This window comes from Kribbella sp. C-35, from assembly GCF_046549195.1.
Lineage (GTDB): Bacteria > Actinomycetota > Actinomycetes > Propionibacteriales > Kribbellaceae > Kribbella.
In genome coordinates, this window is sequence record NZ_JAJPWG010000006.1 from 188,865 (window position 1) to 204,562 (window position 15,698).

The 15,698-nt window shown below is 67.6% G+C and carries 19 protein-coding genes; 9 read left to right on the top strand and 10 right to left on the bottom strand.

Translation table 11 applies throughout. The features are described from left to right. The first annotated feature begins 40 nt into the window (after positions 1 to 40). Positions 41 to 766 carry a class I SAM-dependent methyltransferase gene (locus ACLJOO_RS35600; protein ID WP_410792076.1) on the top strand — a complete coding sequence of 242 codons (726 nt, stop codon included), beginning with the start codon at positions 41 to 43 and terminating at the stop codon, positions 764 to 766. Here ACLJOO_RS35600 and ACLJOO_RS35605 read toward each other — a convergent pair. After that, entirely contained in the window at positions 757 to 1,101 is a 345-nt protein-coding gene (locus ACLJOO_RS35605; RefSeq protein ID WP_410792077.1) for an HIT domain-containing protein, read from the bottom strand. The two genes, ACLJOO_RS35600 and ACLJOO_RS35605, sit on opposite strands and share 10 nt — an antisense overlap. Positions 1,102 to 1,161: 60 nt before the next feature. Here ACLJOO_RS35605 and ACLJOO_RS35610 point away from each other — a divergent pair, with 60 nt between their 5' ends. From ACLJOO_RS35610 to ACLJOO_RS35630, 5 genes are all read left to right on the top strand, one after another. After that, on the top strand, positions 1,162 to 2,919 hold the full coding sequence (locus ACLJOO_RS35610; RefSeq protein ID WP_410792078.1) for an ABC transporter transmembrane domain-containing protein: 1,758 nt from the start codon (positions 1,162 to 1,164) through the stop codon (positions 2,917 to 2,919). Continuing rightward, entirely contained in the window at positions 2,916 to 4,646 is a 1,731-nt protein-coding gene (locus tag ACLJOO_RS35615; protein ID WP_410792079.1) for an ABC transporter ATP-binding protein, read from the top strand. Before ACLJOO_RS35610 ends, ACLJOO_RS35615 begins: the two co-directional genes overlap by 4 nt. A gap of 45 nt (positions 4,647 to 4,691) precedes the next feature. Beyond that, on the top strand, positions 4,692 to 6,230 hold the full coding sequence (locus ACLJOO_RS35620) for a serine hydrolase domain-containing protein (protein WP_410792080.1): 1,539 nt from the start codon (positions 4,692 to 4,694) through the stop codon (positions 6,228 to 6,230). A 106-nt stretch (positions 6,231 to 6,336) separates the two neighbouring features. Beyond that, on the top strand, positions 6,337 to 6,663 hold the full coding sequence (locus tag ACLJOO_RS35625) for a YciI family protein (protein ID WP_410792081.1): 327 nt from the start codon (positions 6,337 to 6,339) through the stop codon (positions 6,661 to 6,663). Next, positions 6,660 to 7,886: an RNA polymerase sigma factor gene (locus tag ACLJOO_RS35630; RefSeq protein WP_410792082.1), complete on the top strand. Its 1,227-nt coding sequence runs from the start codon at positions 6,660 to 6,662 to the stop codon at positions 7,884 to 7,886. The genes ACLJOO_RS35625 and ACLJOO_RS35630 overlap by 4 nt, the downstream gene beginning before the upstream one ends. Here ACLJOO_RS35630 and ACLJOO_RS35635 read toward each other — a convergent pair. From ACLJOO_RS35635 to ACLJOO_RS35645, 3 genes are read right to left on the bottom strand one after another with little or no spacing between them, the layout of a single operon-like run. Next, positions 7,871 to 8,611: a DUF3626 domain-containing protein gene (locus ACLJOO_RS35635; protein WP_410792083.1), complete on the bottom strand. Its 741-nt coding sequence runs from the start codon at positions 8,609 to 8,611 to the stop codon at positions 7,871 to 7,873. The genes ACLJOO_RS35630 and ACLJOO_RS35635 overlap by 16 nt on opposite strands. Continuing rightward, positions 8,611 to 9,096, bottom strand: coding sequence for an NUDIX domain-containing protein (locus ACLJOO_RS35640; RefSeq protein WP_410792084.1), 486 nt, complete (start codon positions 9,094 to 9,096; stop codon positions 8,611 to 8,613). The genes ACLJOO_RS35635 and ACLJOO_RS35640 overlap by 1 nt, the downstream gene beginning before the upstream one ends. A gap of 1 nt (position 9,097) precedes the next feature. Next, entirely contained in the window at positions 9,098 to 9,493 is a 396-nt protein-coding gene (locus ACLJOO_RS35645) for a tautomerase family protein (protein ID WP_410792085.1), read from the bottom strand. 103 nt (positions 9,494 to 9,596) lie between these two features. Between ACLJOO_RS35645 and ACLJOO_RS35650 the strand changes: the two genes are divergently transcribed. After that, on the top strand, positions 9,597 to 10,070 hold the full coding sequence (locus ACLJOO_RS35650) for an NUDIX domain-containing protein (RefSeq protein WP_410792086.1): 474 nt from the start codon (positions 9,597 to 9,599) through the stop codon (positions 10,068 to 10,070). Here the strand turns inward: ACLJOO_RS35650 and ACLJOO_RS35655 are convergent. Beyond that, positions 10,060 to 10,899 (bottom strand): phosphotransferase, encoded by an 840-nt coding sequence (locus ACLJOO_RS35655; protein ID WP_410792087.1) that lies wholly within the window; start codon positions 10,897 to 10,899, stop codon positions 10,060 to 10,062. The two genes, ACLJOO_RS35650 and ACLJOO_RS35655, sit on opposite strands and share 11 nt — an antisense overlap. A gap of 117 nt (positions 10,900 to 11,016) precedes the next feature. On the opposite strand from ACLJOO_RS35655, the gene ACLJOO_RS35660 reads away from it, so the two are divergent. Further along, a complete protein-coding gene (locus ACLJOO_RS35660) occupies positions 11,017 to 11,904 on the top strand; it encodes an aldo/keto reductase (RefSeq protein WP_410792088.1) in 888 nt (295 codons plus the stop codon). A gap of 17 nt (positions 11,905 to 11,921) precedes the next feature. Here ACLJOO_RS35660 and ACLJOO_RS35665 read toward each other — a convergent pair whose 3' ends face one another. After that, positions 11,922 to 12,431 (bottom strand): hypothetical protein, encoded by a 510-nt coding sequence (locus ACLJOO_RS35665; RefSeq protein WP_410792089.1) that lies wholly within the window; start codon positions 12,429 to 12,431, stop codon positions 11,922 to 11,924. Positions 12,432 to 12,505: 74 nt separating this feature from the next. On the opposite strand from ACLJOO_RS35665, the gene ACLJOO_RS35670 reads away from it, so the two are divergent. Then, positions 12,506 to 13,384: a LysR family transcriptional regulator gene (locus ACLJOO_RS35670; protein WP_410792090.1), complete on the top strand. Its 879-nt coding sequence runs from the start codon at positions 12,506 to 12,508 to the stop codon at positions 13,382 to 13,384. Positions 13,385 to 13,402: 18 nt separating this feature from the next. On the opposite strand, the gene ACLJOO_RS35675 is transcribed toward ACLJOO_RS35670, so the two are convergent. From ACLJOO_RS35675 to ACLJOO_RS35690, 4 genes are all read right to left on the bottom strand, one after another. Beyond that, positions 13,403 to 13,951 (bottom strand): isochorismatase family protein, encoded by a 549-nt coding sequence (locus tag ACLJOO_RS35675; RefSeq protein ID WP_410792091.1) that lies wholly within the window; start codon positions 13,949 to 13,951, stop codon positions 13,403 to 13,405. A gap of 72 nt (positions 13,952 to 14,023) precedes the next feature. After that, complete coding sequence (locus tag ACLJOO_RS35680; RefSeq protein ID WP_410792092.1) at positions 14,024 to 14,326, bottom strand: DUF1905 domain-containing protein; 303 nt, start codon at positions 14,324 to 14,326, stop codon at positions 14,024 to 14,026. Then, the gene (locus ACLJOO_RS35685; protein WP_410792093.1) at positions 14,323 to 14,613 is read right to left on the bottom strand and encodes an alpha/beta fold hydrolase; all 291 of its coding nucleotides are present in this window, start codon (positions 14,611 to 14,613) and stop codon (positions 14,323 to 14,325) included. The genes ACLJOO_RS35680 and ACLJOO_RS35685 overlap by 4 nt, the downstream gene beginning before the upstream one ends. Positions 14,614 to 14,731: 118 nt before the next feature. Beyond that, positions 14,732 to 15,697, bottom strand: a complete 966-nt coding sequence (locus ACLJOO_RS35690) for a helix-turn-helix transcriptional regulator (protein ID WP_410792094.1) — start codon at positions 15,695 to 15,697, stop codon at positions 14,732 to 14,734. Between the last annotated feature and the right edge of the window lies 1 nt (position 15,698).

Genomic DNA, 15,698 nt, shown 5'->3' on the forward strand with positions numbered 1-15,698 from the left:
GCGATCACGCACGTGCTTTTGCGGTGTATAGGCTGCCTTGATGCAATCCGAGGGGCAATCGCGTTTGGCTGACGGCTGGGATGCCAATGCTGGGGCGTGGATCGAGTGGACCAGGCGAGGGCTCGACAGCTACAGCACTCACAAGTTGGGCTTCCTGCCGTTGATCCCGCCGCCTGGCCGGCTCACCGTGGACGTCGGCGCCGGCGAGGGCCGGGTCAGCCGTGAACTGCGGGCTCGCGGGCATCGCGTCCTGGCGATCGACCGGTCGCCGGCCATGGTTCGCTCCGCGGCGACACACCCTGAAGAACCTGTGCCGGCCGTTGTCGCTGACGCCGTGCACCTCCCGGTCCCCGATGCAGCGGCCGACTGTGCCGTGGCATTCATGAGTTTGCACGACATCGACAATGTCGTGCCGGCGATCGCGGAGATCGGCCGTATTCTCGCCGTCGGCGGCAAATTGGTGATGGCGATCGTGCATCCGCTCAATTCAGCGGGTGGTTTCGACCGAGATGCGGCCGGTGCGAATCCGCCGTACATTATTCCGGATTCATACACCGGAGCCAGGCACTACACGAACACGCGCACCCGAGACGGCCTGTCGATGACGTACCACGGAATTCATCGGCCGTTGCAGACCTACACCGAGGCCATCGCTGACGCCGGGCTGGTGATCGAGCGGCTTCGGGAACACGGGTCCGATGATCCCGGGGACAAGTGGTACCGGATTCCGCTGTTCCTGCACATCGTTGCTTCCGTTCAGCGTTGAGGTCCGCTGTGGACGTGAACGTGTAGGTGCTTGGAATCCTGGTACTCACCGAGATTGGTCAGCACCGCGGCTGCCCCGGTGGTTCGCTCGGTCTCGGCGGCGATCGTCTGCACGACCTGGAGCAACCGGCGTACGACGGGTTCGTCAGCCGAAGTCACCGTGGTGAAGGACGCGATGTGCCGTTTCGGCACGATGACGATGTGGTTCGTCCAGAACGGCCGGGTGTGATGAAACGCCAGCACCACTTCGTCCTCGTACACCACATCGAGGCTGCCTGGATCAGGAATCGCCACATCGCAGTAGAAGTCGTCGCCACTGTACGGGACTGATTGCACCCCCAGAGGATAGCCACTCCCCCTTGTGAAGGCGATCACAAGGGACGGTATGGTGATGCGATGACGCGCGACGGTGGCCGGCGACGTACGGCGCGCGTGCGCGAGTGGCTGGACCGGACGAGCGAGACAAGGAATCCGGCGACCACCAACGATCTGGCCGGACCGTTCCGCTTCCTCTTCTGGCTCGCGCGGTCGCAGTCCCGACAGATCGCGTTGGGCGGAGTGCTGGGCACTCTCTGGATGGTCGGCCTCGCGGTGCCTCCATGGGTCCTGTCCCGTGCAGTTGATCGAGGACTTGTCGCCGGCAACACCGGTGCCCTGATCAGGTGGGCAGTGGTATTGCTGGTCGTCACCGTCCTGAACGCGTTGCTGGGTATCGCTCGGCACCGAACGATGACCAAGGTCCGGATGGACGCATCGTTCCGCGCAGTCCGAGCCGCGGTCGAGCACACCTCCCGCTTGGGTGCCTCGCTGCCGGGGCGCGTCAGCACTGGAGAGGTCGTGACAGTCGGCATCTCCGATGTGTACACAGTCGCGATGGCGCTGACGGTCGCCGGTCCGGGCGTCGGCGCGGTCGTCGCGTACGCCGTGGTTGCCGTCGTACTGTTCACCACTTCCCCGCTGCTGGCCGCGGTCGTGCTCGCGGGCGTACCGCTGCTTGCTGTCGCAGTCGGACCGTTCTTGCACCGCATTGAACGGACCGGCGGCGAGTACCGCGTGCACCAGGGACGGTTGACGACTCGCCTGGTCGATGTGTTGGGCGGGCTTCGCGTGCTGAACGGCCTTGGCGGGAAGGAGTTTGTCGCAGAGCGGTACGAGCAGCAGTCGCAGGGACTGGTGGGCCATGGCTACCGCGTCGCCGGACCCGCGAGCTGGGTCGGTGCGTTGTCGACCGGTTTGCCGGCGCTGTTCCTGGCCGCGGTCGTGTGGTTGTCGGCGCGGATGGCTGCCACCGGCGCGATCACGATCGGCGATGTCGTCGCCGTCTACGGGTACGTCGCCGTACTGGTCGTTCCCGTGTCCGCCTTCATCGAGGGTGGTGGCGATATTGCCCGCGCTCGCGTGGCCGGGCGACGCATCATCGACCTGCTGAACCTGCCGGTTGCGCGTCGCAACGACGGGGTCGTCCCGGGCGGCTGCGGTCCGTTGGCCGATCCTGCCTCGGGAGTGATGGCTCGTGCCGGCCTGTTGACGGCTTTGGTCGCTGCCCGGCCGGCGGAGACGAGGACGGTGATCGAGCGGCTGGGCCAGCTGAGCACCGATGCGAGGGCGACCTGGGCGGGTGTGCCGATCGACGACGTCGCGCGGGAAGAGTTCCGGCGCCGGTTGGTTGTTGCCGACAACGATGCGGAGGTGTTCGCCGGCACCGTTCGAGACGTTGTCGCGGGCCGGCTCGAGCCTGACGACAGCCGGATCCGCGCGGCTCTCCGCGTCGCGGTGGCCGAGGACATTGTGGAGGCGCTGCCCGGCGGCCTGGACGCGACGATCGCCGCCGGCGGGAGTGATCTGTCCGGCGGGCAGCGGCAGCGGATCCGGCTCGCCCGCGCTGTCTATGCCGCACCGGACGTTCTGCTCGCCGTCGAACCGACGTCCGCGGTCGACGCGAATACGGAGGCGGCCATGATCGACCGGATCCGGGAAGCGCGGCGCGACACGACAACGGTGATCACGACGTCGTCGCCGCTCGTGCTGGACCGTGCCGACGAGGTCGTCGTACTGGTCGACGGCAAGACGTCATCGATCGGGACACATGCGGAACTCCTCCGCAGCGATTCGTACTATCGCGATCTCGTCTCCCGTGCCCAGGACGACCGATGAGCAGCCAGCTGCCGGTCGCCGGCACCGCCGAAGTCCGCGCCGCGGCGCGACGTGACCTCCGCGTGGAACGACGTACCGTGGCTGGCCTTGTCCTGGTCAACGGACTCGCCTCCGCGGCAGGTCTGATCGGTCCGTGGTTGCTCGGCCGCATCATCGACACGATCCAGTCGGGCTCCGGAGACGTGCTCAGCACGGTCGACCGCCTAGCCTTCGGCGCTCTCGTGTTCACCGTCGTGCAGACCATGCTGGCGTGGTGGGCGTTGAAGATCGGTTACCGGTTCGGCGAACGTACGGCGGCACGCGTTCGGGAACGGTTCTTGCGGCGGACTCTGGCGCTGCCTCCACGCGTGGCAGACCATCTTCCGGCCGGCGATTTGATCTCTCGCGGAAGCACTGATGCCTCCGTGGTGGCGTTCACCTTGCGATCGGCTGTGCCCGAGGTTCTCGTGGCGCTCGTCCACGCTCTGTTCCTCATCGTCGCGGTGCTCGTTCTGGACGTGCGGCTCGGGCTGTGCGGACTCGTGTCGTTGCTCGGCGTCGGAGCGGCGGTGCGCTGGTACGTGCGACGCGCACGGCCCGCTTATCTGGCGGTTGCCGCGACTGGTGCGGACATGGCCGACGTCGTCGCCAGCACGGCCAAAGGCGCCCGTACGGTCGAACTTCTCGGACTGGAACGTCGCCGGTCCGAGGTCACCGAAGCCGCGGTCACTCGAGCCCGGTCCGCGCGCCTGAGCGCACTGTGGTTGCGGACGGTGCTGTTTCCGTGGGCGGAGGTGTCGCTGGCGCTCCCGGTCGTGGGAGTCCTGCTGATCGGCGGTGCGCTGTACGCGAAGGATCTGGTCAGCCTCGGAGTCGTGGTGACTGCCACTGTGTACCTTCGCCAGCTCGTCGGCCCGCTCGACACGTTGATGCTCTGGATCGAGCAGCTCCAAGGCGCCGGTGCCTCCTATGCACGCGTCGAAGGCCTGGCGGATGTCCCCACTGAGTCCGAGCCTGCCGCGGCTCAGAACGCCGACGGCGATCGCATCCGGGTGGACAACGCCCACTTCAGTTACACGGGCGCACGCGACGTACTTCAAGGAATCGACCTCGTGGTGCAGCCCGGCGAACGGTTGGCGATCGTCGGCACTTCGGGAGCTGGAAAGTCGACGCTCGCGCGGCTGCTCGCCGGTCTCGACCGCCCGCACACAGGGTCGGTGACCATTGGCGGTACGCCGGTTGCGGACCTGCCGCCCGACCAGCTCCGCGAACACGTCGTGCTGATCACCCAGGACCATCACGTGTTCCACGACACCGTGCGGGACAACCTGCTGATCGCGAAACCGGACGCGACGGACGAGGAGTTGCGCGGCGCGCTCGCTGCGGTCGGAGCCACGTGGTGGGAAGACCTGCCGCACGGGTTGGACACCGAGGCCGAACTTGACGACGCCGCCGCCCAGCAACTCTCCCTGGCACGAGTTGTCCTCGCTGATCCGCACACCCTGATCCTGGACGAAGCCACCGCGCTCCTGGACCCGAAGACGGCACGGCAAACCGAGCAATCGCTGGCCGGGGTCCTCAATGGTCGGACCGTGATCGCGATCGCCCATCGCCTGCAGACAGCGCACGACGCCGACAGGATCGCGGTCATGGAAGCCGGCGAACTCGTCGAGCTCGGCACCCACGACGAACTCGTGAGCGCAGGCCACGTCTACGGCCGCCTGTGGCAGACCTGGCACAACCCTTAAGCCGGCAACCTGTTCCTTGGGCCTGATGGGCTGTAGAAACGTGACGTGCTGAGCAAACGTGTGATCGCGGGGTTGCAGCGGCGTGTGACTGGATTATTGGAGGAGCATCAGGTTCCGGGGATCGCGGTCGGGATATGTGATGGGAAGTCGATGCTGTGGTCGGCCGGGTTCGGGAGTACGCGGGCCGGTGGTGGTGAGCCGGTTACTCCGGAGACGATGTTCGGGGTCCAGTCGTGCTCGAAGATGTACACCGCGGCGGCGGTTCTTCTCGCGGTTGAGGAAGGGTTGGTCGACCTCGACATTCCGATCGTCGAATATCTGCCGGAGATTCGTCTCAACAGTTCCTTCGAAGCTCGACCCGAGCGTCGGATCACGCTGCGGCATCTCCTCAATCACACCGCTGGATTCACGCACGAGGCGCCGGTCGGTTCGAACTATCTGGTCGGCCGGGAGTCGTTCGAGGCGCATTGCCGCAGCATCTACGACACGTGGTTGCGGTTTCCCGTCGGTCATCACTTCCAGTATTCGAATCTCGGGATCGATCTGGCCGGCTACATTCTGCAGCGGCGCAGCGGAGTGCCGTTCGACCGCTTCGTACGCCGGACATTGTTCGAGCCACTGGGATTGACGCGTACGACGTTCAACGCACCGGAGATCCGGCGGGAAAAGGATCGGGCGATCGGGCATACCGCGGGCTATACGCGGATCCCGGTCCGGGTTCCGATGGTTGCCGCGGGCGGGCTGTACACGAGTGTCAACGACGCGTGCCGTTTCCTGCAGTTCCAGTTGGGAGATCCTGCGCACCTGGCCGAGATGCACCGACTGCCGGGCCGCGACCGCGGATACGGGCTCGGTCTCGCGGTCACCCACGCGCACGGGATCCCTGTGCGTGGGCACGGGGGTGGTGGGTTCGGGTTCCTGTCGGACATCTACTGGGCGCCGAACGCGGGCATCGGTGTCGTCGTACTGACGAATTCGACTGCGCACCCGTTCCAGTGGGAGCTCGCTGCTGAGATCTTCCGTGAGGTTGTGCCGCACAGCCCTCCGCGAAAGGTCGCCACTCCCCCGGAGGTGTCCGCTGGATCGTTGGCAGGTTTGGCGGGCAACTACAGCGGGAGCGGGGCGGATCAGGTCACGTTCGAGGTAGAAGGAGATCGTGGCGTCCTGGTCCAAGATGACGCCCGGCATCCAGTGCGGTTTGTCGGTCCCCTCGACTTCATGATCGAGCACGACGAGCTGTTTCGGTTCCGCGATCTGGATGACGCGGGACGTCCGGCGTACCTCGAGCGCGTCGAGGACGGACACGTTCGGTTTCGGAACGACGTACCGGAAGCCGCGCCGACCAAGCCGGCCAGGCCGGACGGGCCGTGGAACCGGGACTACGCGATTCGGGTGTCCGGCGTCCACGACGGGACCGCCCGGCTGCGCAAGGAGAACGGCGTACACCTTTTCGACGACTGGCGCGGTGGAACAGTCCGCCTGCGCCGCCACCGTCCCGGTCTGTACATCTCGGCAACCGGCGAAGCCCTCGACCTGACCCGCACGCCACCGACGTACGCCAACGTTCACCTCCACCAGCTGTGACAGGCTGCGCGGTAGGTGACGAAATTCTGGTGGGGTGTGTAGGAATGGCGGGGTGGGGTTCGTTGGGTGGGTGTAGGTAGGTCAGCAGAGTGGACTGGAGATCGTGATGCAGTATCTGATTTCTGTGCTTGACGACAGGACCGGGTCGTCTACTCCGGACGAGGACGCGGCGATTGACGCGTTCAACGAGCGGCTGGTGGCGGACGGGCACTGGGTGTTCGCGGGTGGGCTCAGCGCCCCCAGCGACGCGACCGTGATCGACGCTCGGGGTGACGGCGAGCCGATCTTCACCGACGGGCCGTATGTGGAGTCGAAGGAGCACATGGCCGGGTTCTGGGTGTTCGAGGCGCCGGATCTCGACGTGGCGCTGAAGCTCGCCACCGCGGCGTCGAAGGCGTGCAACCGCCGGCTCGAGGTGCGGCCGTTCCTGTGAGCGACGTCCAGGAAGCGATCACCCGGGTCCACCACGAGGAATGGGCGCGGGTGGTCGCCTCGCTGGCCAAGCGGTTCGGTGACCTCGACATCGCCGAGGAGGCGGCCGCCGAGGCGTTCGCGACGGCGGTCGAGCGCTGGCCCGCGGACGGCGTACCGCCGAACCCCGGCGCCTGGCTGACCACCACCGCCAACCGCAGGGCGATCGACCGGATCCGGCGCGAGAACAAACGTGACGACAAGCAGAAGGAGGCTCAGATGTCGTACGACGAACCGCCCGAGCCTCTCGGCGTGATCGACGACGAGCGGCTCCGGCTGATCTTCACCTGTTGTCACCCGGCGCTCGCGATGGAGACGCGGGTGGCGCTGACGCTCCGGCTGATCGGCGGCCTGACCGTGCCCGAGATTGCCCGTGGGTTCCTGGTCCAGGAGACCGCGATGGGCCAGCGGATCACCCGCGCGAAGGCGAAGATCAAGGCGGCCAAGATCCCGTACCGGGTCCCGTCCGCGGAGGACCTTCCGGGACGCGTGTCCGGCGTACTGTCGGTGCTGTTCCTCGTCTTCAACGAGGGCTACCTGGCGACCGGCCCGGACACGGATCCGGTCCGCCACGAGCTGACCGCCGAGGCGATTCGGCTCACCCGCCTGATCCGGGCGCTGCTGCCGGACGACGGCGAGGTCGCCGGTCTGCTCGCTCTCATGCTCCTCACCGAGGCCCGACGTACCGCCCGTGTTTCGGCGACCGGCGAACTCATCTCCTTGCGCGACCAGGACCGCGGCGCCTGGGACACGGCACTGGTTGCCGAGGGCCACCGTCTCGTCCGCGAACGCCTCGCGACCCGGATCGCTCCGGGCCGCTATCAGATCCTCGCGGCGATCAACGCCGTCCACACCTCGGCCCGCGACGCGGCGGACACCGACTGGTCGCAGGTCGTGGCGCTCTACGACCAGCTCGTCCGGGTCGACCGGTCACCGATCGTCGCGCTCAACCGCGCGGTCGCGGTCGCCGAGCTCGACGGTCCCGAGGTCGCGCTGGCGACGATCGATCGGCTGGGCGACCAGCTGTCCGGGTATCACGCGTACCACGCTGCCCGAGCCGACCTGCTGCGGCGGCTGGGTCGCAGTCAGGAGTCGCGGGCTGCGTACGACGCAGCGATCGAGCTGGCCGAGAACACTGCCGAGGTCGCGTACCTGAGCCGTCGACGCGATCAGTTGGTCAGCTGACGGCCGTACCGCGCAAGGTAGTGCCAGACGTACTTGATCGACTGCGCCGGATGGTCGCGGGCGGCCTTGCCGAGCAGGTCGGGGGTGAGTTCCGGGCCGAGCGAGCGGGCGAGGTCGACGATCTCGGGGCCGCGGTACGCCGGGTCGAGCCTGGCCGGCTCCGCGCGAAAGCCCGGGTGGTATTCGATCGGGCAGCCGAGCTCGCGAGCGGCATCCTCTACGGGCGTGCCGATGAACGACGGGTCCAGGAGCACCGCATCGACGTCGGTGGCTAGGTGGACCGGGCCGTGGACCTGCGCCTCGACGTAATCGTCCAGGTCGTCGAGACGCACCGCGTCGGCCAGCTGACACAGCTGCGGCAGGACGCTCCGGTCGCCGAAATCGGCCGGATCGCGCGCGGAGTCCGGGAAGCAGAAGGTCGCCCGCTCGATCGCGTCGGGTTTCAGGCGGAGGTACGACGACCCGAAGCGGATCGCTCCGCCGTACACGTCACGCCGCCGATTCCACACCCCGTACACGGGTCGATCCAGCTCCGGTCGCTCGTCGTATCGCCCGGAGAACAACCGGCTCTCCCACTCCCACCGGTCTCCCCCGCGGAACGCCGTCAGTCCGCCGTTGGAGATGCCCGTTGCGAACTGCGACCGGTAGACGCCGTCCTCAGCGATCGACTCGATCACCGTCCGCGCACCGTGCGGCCAATTGGGATGGAACTGCACGGTGATCATCAGAACGGGCCCGTCTCGCGGCCGTCGGCGTCGACCATGATGAAACGAAGCTGCTCGTCCTGCCGGCCGCCTGCGAGCCAGTGCGCGAACGCGATCCGTGCGGTCGGCGGCATGTCGAGCGTCGTCGGGTCCGTCGTCAGATCGAACCACCGCAGATCGCCCTCGGCGCATTCCGTCGGTACGGGCGCCGCGGGGCGGAGGTTGGCGGTGAAGTAGTACGTCGTACGCACCTCGTCGCCGGTGTCGCGTACGGCGACGTACCGCAGCGCGAGGTCGGTCAGTTGGTCGGCCGTGACGCCGATCTCCTCGTCCAGTTCCCGGAGCGCGGCCGCGGTCGGGTTGGTGAGTTCGTGTGGCTCGAGGTGACCGCCGATGCCGACCCAGGAGTCCGCGATCGCGCGTGATCCGCGGCGGTAGAGGAGCAGCACGCTCCCCTCCCGCACGAGGAAGACCGACGTCAGGTGCCGGGCCGACCGGAGTGGCACGTCAGACGTTGATGTTGAAGCCGAGGTCGAGGTCGGACGCGGCCTGGCCGCCGCGGATGCCCCAGTTCGAGGTCGGGTGGTCCCGGACGAGGATCGTCACGTGGTCCGCGGGGATGCCGAAGGGCTTCAGGTTGCCGACGATCTCGGCGTAGAGCTTGCGCTTCGCGTCGATCGAGCGACCGGCGAAGCAGTCGACCGTGACGAGCGTGAAGTACTCGGGCTCGGTCAGCCGCGGCGAGCAGGCGAACCGGTGCGGCGCGTGGACGACGAGACGGACGTCCTTGTCCTGCGGTGGAATCTGGAACGCCGTCACCAGCGCACCGTGCACCGCCTCGATCAGTCCGGCTTCGTCAGCCTCGGAGTACTCCCGACGAACTTCGATCTGCGCACTGGGCATCTACAAAATCCTTCCACAATCGACAACAACACCCCGACCCCACCACGAAGCCGACACTCCGGCGAGTGAATATTGTCGGTGGTGGCGGGGAGAGTCGGGTGTTATGAGTGCGAAGATTCCGCGTGGGGCTGCGGTTGTGGTTGAGGCGGGCCGGGTCCTGGTGGTGAAGCGGTACCTGCGGCAGGGGGCGTCGGCCGAGTGTGTGATGTGCGAGTACGGCGACGTACCGGGGCCGCGGTGTGCGGGGCATCGGTACGCCGTACTTCCTGGTGGGCATGTGGAGGCGGGTGAGTCGGCTGCGGGTGCTGCGCTTCGTGAGCTCGAGGAGGAGACGACGCTCACGGGCACGCTGGACCGGTTGCTGTGGACGGGCACGCACAACGGGCGGCCGGCGTACTACTTCCTGGTCAGCGACGTGAACGGCGTACCGGAACTGTCAGGTGACGAAGCGGTGGAGCATTCTGCGACGAATCATTTCGAATTGCGGTGGGCCGACGCGGCGGACCTGAAGGAGTTCGGGATCTACCCGGCCGAGCTGCGGCAGCATTTGACGCGCCTACTTGAGCTCAGAACGTAGTTTCGGCGACGGCGTCGGCGATCATGCGGTGTCCTTGCTGCTCGAAGGATTCGTCGCCAACCTGGTAGGCCCAGACGGCGGTGCTGATCGCCTCGCGGAGCCGGGCGCGCTGCCAGGCCGCGGGTTCGCGTGGGTCCGAACCGTAGCCGGTGAGGAACGCCGGCTCGAGGCTTGGCTCGGAGCGGAACTGCTGCGCGGCCAGGCGGGCGAGGTCGGTGTACGCCGGGCGCAAATCCGCCCGGCCGAAGTCGATGACGCGGACCGTGCCGTTGTCCATGAGCCAATTGCGGGGCTGCCAGTCGCCGTGCGTCGGTACGAGGGTCGCGGGCGGTGTCGGCCAGGCTTTGATCGTTGCCCGGAGCAGGTCAGCGAGGTCCGGCGCGATCCGGTGCGGCTTGTCGAGTCCTGCGAGCGTGCGCTGGTTCTCACGGGCTTCGTAGTTGTCGTCCGGTACGGCGGATTGCCGATGAAATGCCGCGAGCAGTTCGCCGGCCTGGTGATAGGTGCCGGGAGCCCATTCGTGCGGCGAACCTTCGACCAGTTCGCCGGGGAGGAAACGGGTCAGGAGGAGCTTCGCGTCCTCGTCTGCGTGGATCAGTTCGGACGCGCTCCCTCGCGTGGTCCACGGTCGCAACCAGTTGCGGTGGGCACGGATTTCGCGGGCGAGATGGTGGTCGGTGTGATCGCCGGCCTTCGCGATGTAGCGCTCCCCGTGGTGCTCGAGCTCCAGGACGAGCGTGCCGATGAGACCCCAGCTGTGGTCACGCACGATCGCCGCCGACGGTAGCCAGGCGTCAAGGAGCTGTTGCTGTCGCTCGGTGAGTCCCACGCGCACGAGAGTAGCGCAAGAAATGTGCCGGAAAAGGTGGACGAATTACTTGAAAGGATTTATCCTGGCCGAATGCAGAATTCACAGGAGAATGCGTCCCTACCAATTAATTTATCATTGGGAATTGCGGAAAGCAAGTCCGGCGAATTCTGGTCGCTCGGCGGGGTGCCGGTCCGGCGGATCGGGTTCGGTGCGAAGCGGCTCGCGGGCGGTGACGGCGGCGGGGCCGACGTACAGGACCGGGCGATCGCGCTGCTGCGGCGGGTCGTCGAGCTCGGGGTGAATCACGTCGACACCGCGGCGTTCTACCCGAGCCACGGGCTGGCCGGCGAGACGCGGTTCGAGAGTCTGGGGTGGGCGAACGACGTGATCCGTCGCGCGCTGGCGCCGTACCCGGACGAGTTCGTGCTCGCGACGAAGGTCGGGCCGACCGACCACGGACTGGCGCGGCCGGACGAGCTGCGGGAACTCGTGGAGAACGATCTCCGCGTTCTCGGGGTGGATTCGCTGGACCTCGTGTACCTGCGGCAGACGGGGTTGGAGTCAATCGCGGAACACTTCGGCGCCCTCGCCGAATTGCAGGCGAAGGGGATGATCCGGCACTTGGGTATGTCGAACGTGCGGGTAGCGCATCTTCAGGAGGCGCGGGAGATCGCGCCGGTGGTTGCGGTGCAGAACCGGTACAGCGTGGGATTCGGGCGGGCGAACGACGAGATCCTGGAGCTGTGCGGTGCGTTGGGGATCGCGTTCATCCCGTTCTTCACGCTGACCGCGGAGTCGCGGGAGGCCGGCGGGGTGCCTGATTCCGGGCCGGTGCAGGAGATCGCGGATCGCCACGGGGCGACGGTCGCCCAGGTGCGGTTGGCGTGGACCCTGAGCCGGGGCGATCACGTGCTCGCGATCCCGGGTACGTCGAGCTCGCGCCACCTGGAGGAGAACCTGCGCGCCGGCGAGCTCACGCTCTCCCCCGAGGACCTCGCCGTACTGGACGCGGTCGTCGACTGACCGATCCGGCTCGAGCGTCAGTTGTAGAACCGGCGGACGCTCGAGCCGATCCGGGTCACGTCGGTGCCGTAGATGTGCAGCGAGATCGCGGTCTCGGCGAAGGTGTTGTGGACCCGGTGGATGTCGCCCGGCGGCGCGAACGCGCTCACTTCGCCGACGTGGTTGTCACTCTCACCGATCCGCCGCAGATCGGCGTCGAACAGTTCCTCGTGCTCGACGCCCTGGAGCACCCCGACCACGCACCAGGTCACATGATCGTGGATCCGCGTCAGCTGCCCGGGCCGCCACACCACCGCGATGATCGAGAACGAACCGTCTGGCTCGACGTGCAGCGTGTGACTCTGGTAGCTGTCGGGAGATCCGAGGCGCTGTTCGGCCGTCAGTACGTCGGGGCTCGGAAAGTTCGCGCGCAGCTGAGCACCGACGTGTTGCGCCGTCTGGCTCCAGTCGGAGTGCTGCTCGATGGCGTCCCGGACGCCGGTGATCAGGTCGGTGAGTTCGCTGGTGGTGATTGCTGTTGTCGTCATGTCTTGAGCCTGCTCCGGTCAACCCATAACGTCTAATGCCAAGTTTCGTCCTCACTCATAGATAGAATTGATACATGCTCGATGTCACGAGGTTGCGCGTGATCGACGCGGTCGCCCGTCACGGCTCGGTGACCGCCGCCGCGCGCGAGTTGCACTACTCCCAGCCGTCCGTCACGCACCACCTCGCGCGTCTGGAAGCCGAGACCGGCGCGCAACTGCTGCAGCGGGTCGGGCGCGGCATCCGGTTGACCGAGGCCGGACGGCTGCTCGCGGACCGGGCGGCCGAGATCATCGGCCGGATCGACGCCGTGGATGCCGAGCTGGCGGCGCACGTCGGCCTGAGCGCGGGCCGGATCCGCCTGGCGGGCTTCTCGTCGGCGATCGGAGCGCTCGTTCCGGCCGCTTTGGCCCAATTGGCCGCGAAGCATCCCGGCCTGGAGGTCAGCCTCGTCGACACGCATCCGCCCGAAGCGTTCGAGCTGCTCCGGACCGGGAAGGTCGATGTGGCGATCGTCTTCCGGTACGACGAGACCGCGCCCGAGCCGCCCGGCGTACGGCTGCATCATCTGGTCGACGATCCGCTGTACGTGCTGTCGAGCGGACCGTCCACGCTGGCCGGCCTACGCGACGCGACCTGGATCGCCGGGTGCGATCGTTGCCGCAGCCATCTGATTGCGCTGTGTGCCGCGGAGGGCTACGAGCCGCGGATCGGTTACACGTCCGACGACATGGTCGTGATGCAGGCGCTCGTGGCAGCCGGACTCGGCGTGACGACGATGCCGGGCCTCGCGCTGCGCACCCACCACGTCGAGGGCATCACCGCGAGCGAACTGCCCGGCTCGCGCCGGCACGTGTACGCCGCGACGTACGGCGAACCACCCGACCCACCGCCGATCGCCGCCCTCGTCAACGCACTCCAGCAGTCAGCGCTGCAGGACTCAGCCGGGCGGTGACATACCTCCTGGAGCTGGTCAGAAGGTGACTTCGTCGGTTTTCTTTACGGCGGCGGTTCGGCCTGGGGCCCGGTGGTACTGCCAGTAGAGGTTGGTGTGGGCGATGACCTTGTCGGGGGTTGGGGCGCCGTACTCGGTCAGGTCCTCGGTGGTGTGTGCGTCGGCTACCAGGGTCACGTCGTAGCCGCGGACCATCGCGCCGTGGATGGTCGAGCGGATGCATTCGTCGGTCTGGGCGCCGCTGACGATGAGGTGGCCGATGCCGGCGCGGGCGAGGACGTCCTCCAGGTCGGTCGCTTCGAAGCTGTCGGCGTACGTCTTGTGGACGAGCGGCTCGGAGCCGTCACGGGACAGTTCGGGCACGAGTTGCCACTGGTCGCTGTCCTTCACGAGGTGCTCGCTGGAGTGCTGGACCCAGACGACCGGGACTCCCCCGGCGCGGGCCTTGCCGACGAGAGTGCTGATGTTGGCGACGACGCGATCGCGCTCGTACGACTCCCCCACGACACCGTTCTGGACGTCGACCACGAGCACCGCCGTGTGCGGCCGATCGGACAGCGTGGACATCCGGCACCTCCCTCTCGAACCCCTCACAAGCGTGTACGTCGAAACGCTAGACTCGGCCGTCGACAGTTTTCGTCACGTCTTCGTCCAGCTGCGCAACCGCAGCCGCACGGTCGGTACGTCGCCGTCGTCGAGATCCTCCGCCCGCCGTACGGCCGCCTTCACCGGCAGGACGTACCGCCCGTCTTTCGGGAACATCGACGTGTCCCAGACGCTCGCACCGATCTCGGCCGTCACCGGGATCATCCCCCACCCGTACGTGACGAAGTTCGACTCGGCCTCGAAGTACGCGCTCTCCTCGTCCGGGACCGTGATGAAGTACCAGGGCGCCGGCCCGCGCCAGTACCAGATCTCCCCCGCGAACTCGATGTCGTTCATAGCCACTCGTCCAGCACCTCCATGAACTCGTCGAGGTGTCCGTACCAAACCGAATGCCCCGCACCCGGCACCGACCGCACCCAGAATCCCATCTCCTCCAGCTCCCGGGCGCGCTCCGGCGACACGTAGCGGCTCGGATCCGCCCGAACCACCAACGACGGCACCACAGGCACCTCGACCGCCTGCCCGACATACGAGCGCTCGCGCAGCCCCGCGGCCGACGCAGGCGGGTCCGTGGACGTGCCAGAGAGGGGTACGTCGACATACACCGCCCGACCGGGCCGCAACCGAGGCAATCCGTGGGACAGCACGATCGCCCCGAGCGAGTGACCGATCGCGAGCGCAGGCGGAGCAGCATCCCGTGGACGAGGAGCGCCACGCGGTCACCGGATCCCCAGGTGAGCATCAGCCAGGAACGTCGTCACTGTGATGATCGCTCGCGGCGAGCAGGCGCTGAGCGACCAGCTGGCAGGCGGCTCGGAGTTCGGGGCCGCCGATGATCCGGAACGGGGCGCGGATCTCGGACAGTTTGCCGGCGTACCAGTCAGGTTCGTCAGTGCTGGCCAGGAGTCGCGTGCGGTTCTCGTCGATGGGTTCCAGGCGGCCCATGCTGCGCGGGATCCAGCACGCAGCGTCGTCGAGCGGCGCGTCGATCTCGACCTCGATCGGGTACCGCCAGCCCATCGCGAGGTGTTCCTCCACGGCGGCCAGCGGATCAAGATCGGCGGGTGGCACGAACGACGCCGGCTGCGCCTCGACCTTGGTGATCTTGTCGACGCGGAGCACGCGCCGGGCGTCCTTGGCGTGCGACCAGCACAACAGGTACCAGCGGCCCCGGCGTACGACGACCGCCCACGGGTCGACGTCCATCGGCCACTCGTCCTCGTGGCGGCGGTAGTGGATCGTCACGCGCCGCGAGTCCGCGCTGTGCGACACCAGAGCGGCGGTGATCTCGGGATCAGGGGTCCGGGCCCCGGGATCGGGTCCGCGCGCAGAGACCCGGCGGATCGCGTCGGTCGACCGGGCGACGGCCTCGGGCAGCACCCGGACGATCTTCCCGAGCGCGTCCTCGACCGGATCCGCAGTGCCGCGCGGTCCTTCGAGCACCGCCATCACCAGGCCCAGCGCCTCGGTCGGGCTGAACATCAACGGCGGCAGCCGCAAGCCACGTCCGACCCGGTAGCCGCCGTACGGTCCGCGGACCGACTCGATCGGGATGTCGGCCTCGCGCAGGATCGCGACATACCGGCGGGCCGCGCGTTCGGAGACCCCGAGCTTGTCCCCGAGTTGCTCCGCGGTGATCCCGGGACTGTTCTGCACCAGCTCCAGGACCATCAGGGTCCGCGCCGTCGGGCTCACGTCGTACGCCATC

Coding starts and splice junctions, on each gene's coding strand:
- ACLJOO_RS35600 (WP_410792076.1), top strand. CDS start 41: ATGCAATCCGAGGGGCAATCGCGTTTGGCTGACGGCTGGGATGCCAAT.
- ACLJOO_RS35610 (WP_410792078.1), top strand. CDS start 1,162: ATGACGCGCGACGGTGGCCGGCGACGTACGGCGCGCGTGCGCGAGTGG.
- ACLJOO_RS35615 (WP_410792079.1), top strand. CDS start 2,916: ATGAGCAGCCAGCTGCCGGTCGCCGGCACCGCCGAAGTCCGCGCCGCG.
- ACLJOO_RS35625 (WP_410792081.1), top strand. CDS start 6,337: ATGCAGTATCTGATTTCTGTGCTTGACGACAGGACCGGGTCGTCTACT.
- ACLJOO_RS35635 (WP_410792083.1), bottom strand. CDS start 8,611: ATGATCACCGTGCAGTTCCATCCCAATTGGCCGCACGGTGCGCGGACG.
- ACLJOO_RS35645 (WP_410792085.1), bottom strand. CDS start 9,493: ATGCCCAGTGCGCAGATCGAAGTTCGTCGGGAGTACTCCGAGGCTGAC.
- ACLJOO_RS35650 (WP_410792086.1), top strand. CDS start 9,597: ATGAGTGCGAAGATTCCGCGTGGGGCTGCGGTTGTGGTTGAGGCGGGC.
- ACLJOO_RS35665 (WP_410792089.1), bottom strand. CDS start 12,431: ATGACGACAACAGCAATCACCACCAGCGAACTCACCGACCTGATCACC.
- ACLJOO_RS35670 (WP_410792090.1), top strand. CDS start 12,506: ATGCTCGATGTCACGAGGTTGCGCGTGATCGACGCGGTCGCCCGTCAC.
- ACLJOO_RS35675 (WP_410792091.1), bottom strand. CDS start 13,951: ATGTCCACGCTGTCCGATCGGCCGCACACGGCGGTGCTCGTGGTCGAC.
- ACLJOO_RS35680 (WP_410792092.1), bottom strand. CDS start 14,326: ATGAACGACATCGAGTTCGCGGGGGAGATCTGGTACTGGCGCGGGCCG.
- ACLJOO_RS35690 (WP_410792094.1), bottom strand. CDS start 15,697: ATGGCGTACGACGTGAGCCCGACGGCGCGGACCCTGATGGTCCTGGAG.